Origin of the sequence: Lactobacillus sp. UMNPBX19, assembly GCF_002553805.1 — a bacterium.
Lineage (GTDB): Bacteria > Bacillota > Bacilli > Lactobacillales > Lactobacillaceae > Lactobacillus.
Genome location: NZ_PCYR01000050.1, coordinates 1 through 3,918, shown reverse-complemented (window position 1 = coordinate 3,918; position 3,918 = coordinate 1). Strand labels below are relative to the sequence as shown.

General features: G+C 46.2%; 4 protein-coding genes. All 4 read left to right on the top strand.

All coding sequences use genetic code 11. From position 1 onward, the window contains the following. Positions 1–41: 41 nt before the first annotated feature. The 4 genes from CP370_RS10325 to CP370_RS08865 all read left to right on the top strand — a co-directional run bounded on the left by CP370_RS10325 (position 42) and on the right by CP370_RS08865 (position 3,826). Entirely contained in the window at positions 42–392 is a 351-nt protein-coding gene (locus CP370_RS10325) for a transposase (RefSeq protein WP_087713300.1), read from the top strand. Between the two features lie 278 nt (positions 393–670). After that, positions 671–1,588, top strand: a complete 918-nt coding sequence (locus CP370_RS08875) for an ABC transporter ATP-binding protein (RefSeq protein ID WP_087713299.1) — start codon at positions 671–673, stop codon at positions 1,586–1,588. Beyond that, positions 1,575–3,191, top strand: coding sequence for an ABC transporter permease (locus tag CP370_RS08870; protein ID WP_087713298.1), 1,617 nt, complete (start codon positions 1,575–1,577; stop codon positions 3,189–3,191). The genes CP370_RS08875 and CP370_RS08870 overlap by 14 nt, the downstream gene beginning before the upstream one ends. Continuing rightward, positions 3,188–3,826 (top strand): TetR/AcrR family transcriptional regulator, encoded by a 639-nt coding sequence (locus CP370_RS08865; RefSeq protein WP_087713297.1) that lies wholly within the window; start codon positions 3,188–3,190, stop codon positions 3,824–3,826. Before CP370_RS08870 ends, CP370_RS08865 begins: the two co-directional genes overlap by 4 nt. The last annotated feature ends 92 nt before the right edge of the window (positions 3,827–3,918 follow it).

The following is a 3,918-nucleotide window of genomic DNA, read 5'->3' as shown; positions in this document are numbered from 1 at the left end:
GAAAATGTATTCAAATAAAATAAAGTGGATATATTTAACCAATATTTTCTAACATTACCCGGGCTAACATCACTGATCGTGACGGGGCGATTGCACTCGTCACCCTTAATTTAGAGCAGTTTAAATTGGTTCGAACCATGATGGTTGATAGTGGTTATACCGGCCAAAATTTTGCCAATGAGATTAGCAGTTTAACCTCAGCCAAGGTAATCGTCGTTAAAAGAAATGAGTTACACCAATTTTCGGTTATCCCCCAACGGTGGCTCATTGAACGTTCATTTAGTTGGTTGGGAAATTATCATCGTTTATGGCGTAACTGTGAGCGTAAGCTCAACACTAGTCTCATGATGGTTTCGTTAGCTTTTATCAGGTTACTTCTCAAAAGATACTAAACAGTTTCTAAGATTTTTTGATGGTATCTTTAGATTGGGTCATGAAGTCCGTCCTAACTTATTGGTTTTGTCACTTATAAGTTTAAGGCTTCATGGCCTTTTTGGTCTAGTTATTTAGGTGTTGCACTTACATTGTAAATCCGGCGTCACAAAAAAATTGACTGACGAGTCAATTTTTTTGTTGACTCGTCAGTCAATCGCGACTATACTGTAGAGGTTGATCAGATATCGACATATTAAAACGTGTTTCAAGTTTGACCTTAAGGAGGATGACAAAAATGACAACAGCTATTATCGAACTTGACCATCTTCAAAAAAACTTTGGCAAGTTTGCCGCATTAAAAGATGTCAGTTTCACGTTGGCACCCGGTCAGGTTCTGGGTTTTCTAGGACCTAGTGGGGCCGGCAAATCCACGACCATTCGAGTTATTTTAGGCTTATTAAAAAAGAGTGGCGGCTCAGTGACCGTCTTCGGCAAAGATGCCTGGCGGGATGATGCGGCGATTCATCAACGCATCGCCTATATTCCTGGGGACGTTTATTTATGGCCAAATCTTTCTGGCGGCGAAATTATCGACCTATTGCTACGTTTAAATGGCCGCCAGCATAATCAAAAGACCGATGAACTAATCAAGGCCTTTGAATTTGATCCGAAGAAAAAAGCTCGTACCTATTCAAAAGGCAATCGTCAAAAAGTAGCGTTAATTGCTGCGTTGTCGCAAGATGCCGATTTGTATATTTTTGATGAACCCACTTCTGGGCTTGATCCATTAAATGAACAGATTTTCCAGCAAGAAGTTTTAAAACTGAAAAGAGCCGGTAAAAGTGTGCTGCTATCAAGCCACATTTTGTCCGAAGTCGAGCGAATGTGTGATTCAATTGTTATCATCCGTGATGGTAGTGTGATTGAGAGCAGCAATCTTGATCAATTACGGCATCTATCGCGGATCAAAATTGAAGTCACCACCGCTACCCCAATGACTGCTTTGGCAAAGCAAGCTGGCGTTCACGACCTCACTTATCGCGATTCCGAGCACACCAAGGCGGTTTTCACCGCTGATCGAGACGCGCTTGGCACCATCATGACCACACTGGCCGCCAACACCGTGGTCGACATGCAATCAACGCCGCCAACGCTGGAAGAATTATTCCTGCGTTATTATGGAAAGCAAGGTGAGACTCATGCGGCACAGTAATCGGAACGCAGGTTATCTGCTTCGGGCAAACCTCAAACAAAATCTAAAATTTTCACTCATCTGGCTTGTCATTTTGATCATGATGATTGCCAGTGGTGCTGGCAAATTGGAAGCAGACTTTGCAGGCGGGGCCTCGGGCTCTAAAGAGATTGTCAAAATGCTGCAAGCGCCGGGCATGGCGGCAATGTTTGGCGCGATGCCAAAGGTGGACACGTATAACACAGCGATTGTGTTTGCTGGTGTGATGGTCGTCTTCATGATTATTTTGCAGGCCTTATGGGTTATGCCGCTGATGATTCGCAACACCCGCGGTCAAGAAGAAAGTGGCTTGCTCGAAACGGTTCGCGCTCGCAATGTTGGGCGAACGGCTGCCATCACCGCCGCTTCGCTTGAGCTTCTCATCGACAGTGCCATAATGGGTATCCTCTATTTTGTCTCGTTGGCCGCTGTCAACATGGGTGGTACTGACTTGTACGGTGACTTCCTGTTTTCACTGGGGATGGTGATCGCCAACTTGCTATTCGGAGCCATTGCGTTGCTATTCGCGCAACTAACCAATAACACACGTACAGCCAATATGTTGAGCTACATGGTGCTGACTGCCGCTTATTTGGTTCGGCTGGTCACCGATATCCAGCATCAAAATCTGACGTGGTTATCACCAATTGGTTGGTTCGAAAAAGCAAACTTCTATACTGATAACAACGTCTGGGCTTTAGGTTTGGCCTTACTGGTCAGCATTCTGCTTGCGGCCAGCGCCACCATGATTGCCCGCAACCGCGATCTGGGCGCCGGGATTATTGCTGAACGCACCGGCCGAGCCAAAGCTGCCGGCTGGCTTCGCTCGATCCCTGCCTTACTGTGGCGAACTGAGCGCAGATTATTTGCTGGGTGGTTAATCGGCGCCGTGGTGTTTGGCGGCGTCATGGGTAGTGTGCTCGGCAGCGTTGGCGACATTCTTAAAACGAATCCGCTTTATCGTAAAATACTAGATGTTGGCCAAATCAACGCTGCCAATCAGACCATGGTCCTGTCATTCTTAGGCATGTATCTCGGCATTTTCGTCGCATTAGCCGTGACTGCTGGCGTCCAAGTGGCATTCCGACTCAAACGCGATGACAACCTTGGTTACTTGAGCGTCATTCATGCCGAAAAGCCAACGCGAACCACGATCAGTGTCAGCTACTATTGCTTTGGTCTGCTGGCAGGCGTGTTCGTCCTTTCTGCTGGGCTGCTGGCCTTGTTCTTCACTGGGAACACTGTTCTCAGTCACCCGTTGCCGCTCAAGTACCTCGGTCGCCTATTCGTGGCTAGCGTTCCGGCTGTGATATCGTTTATCGCCCTTGGCATCGCACTAGTCGGTCTGTGGCCACGCTTAAGCAGTCTATTCTGGCTGTATATGGGAGCCGGTCTGATCGTTCAAATTTTCCGGGGATTGTTTGATTTGCCAAAACACGCAGGCAACTTCACACCTTTTGGCTGGATTGCCAATGTACCGGTTGAAAACGTTGATCAAACATGGCTAATCGTGATGGTTGTTAGCGCTATAGTATTATTTATTCTTGGCATTGCTGGTTATCGCCGTCAGGCTTTGAGCCTATGAAAAATGTTGTGACAGATCCTGAAAAGGTCACCCGAATCCTCAAAACAGCGACGGAAATTTTCGGCCAGCAAGGCTTCATCAAGAGCAAAACCGATCAGATTGCCAACCAAGCACAAGTATCTAAGGGCTTGCTCTTCCATTATTTTGGCAATAAACAAGCGCTGTATCTTGACGCTTTCAAATATGCCTATCATCGAATTTATGATCACATGGACCCTAAAAAGTGGCAGAATGCCCCTGGCTTGGCTGCCATGATGACCACTGCAGTTAAGTATGAGTTGAAACTACAATTCAAATTCCCAGCTGAATACCGCTTGATAATGCAAGCCTATGCTGATTTACCGCATTTTCCCGAACCGTTGCGACAACAAGTGCAGCAAGAAACAACTGCCGTATCCGCTGAAATCGATCGCATTTTTCGCGAGAAAATTGAACAGCTGCCTCGTCGTGAGGGCCTGTCAGTCGATGACGTTTTCGGTGTCGTTTCTGCCTTAATCGCCCAACAAACGGCGGTCACCATCAGACTCATTGCCAGTGGCCATTATCGCAAGTTTGAAGATCTGCAGTCCGTGGTTGAGACGATGGCACGCCAGTTATTGATTGTCGAACACGGCTTTTTACCAGATGAAAGTTGACGTCAGCTGATAGATCAAAAAAGGTCATTAGGGTATAGTAAGAAATAATTAACTAAATTAGATCATATTATTAGTCTTGATGTAATAATATG

Bases quoted from the DNA above. Each gene is read 5' to 3' on its own strand.
- CP370_RS08875 (WP_087713299.1), top strand. From the start codon at position 671: ATGACAACAGCTATTATCGAACTTGACCATCTTCAAAAAAACTTTGGC.
- CP370_RS08870 (WP_087713298.1), top strand. From the start codon at position 1,575: ATGCGGCACAGTAATCGGAACGCAGGTTATCTGCTTCGGGCAAACCTC.
- CP370_RS08865 (WP_087713297.1), top strand. From the start codon at position 3,188: ATGAAAAATGTTGTGACAGATCCTGAAAAGGTCACCCGAATCCTCAAA.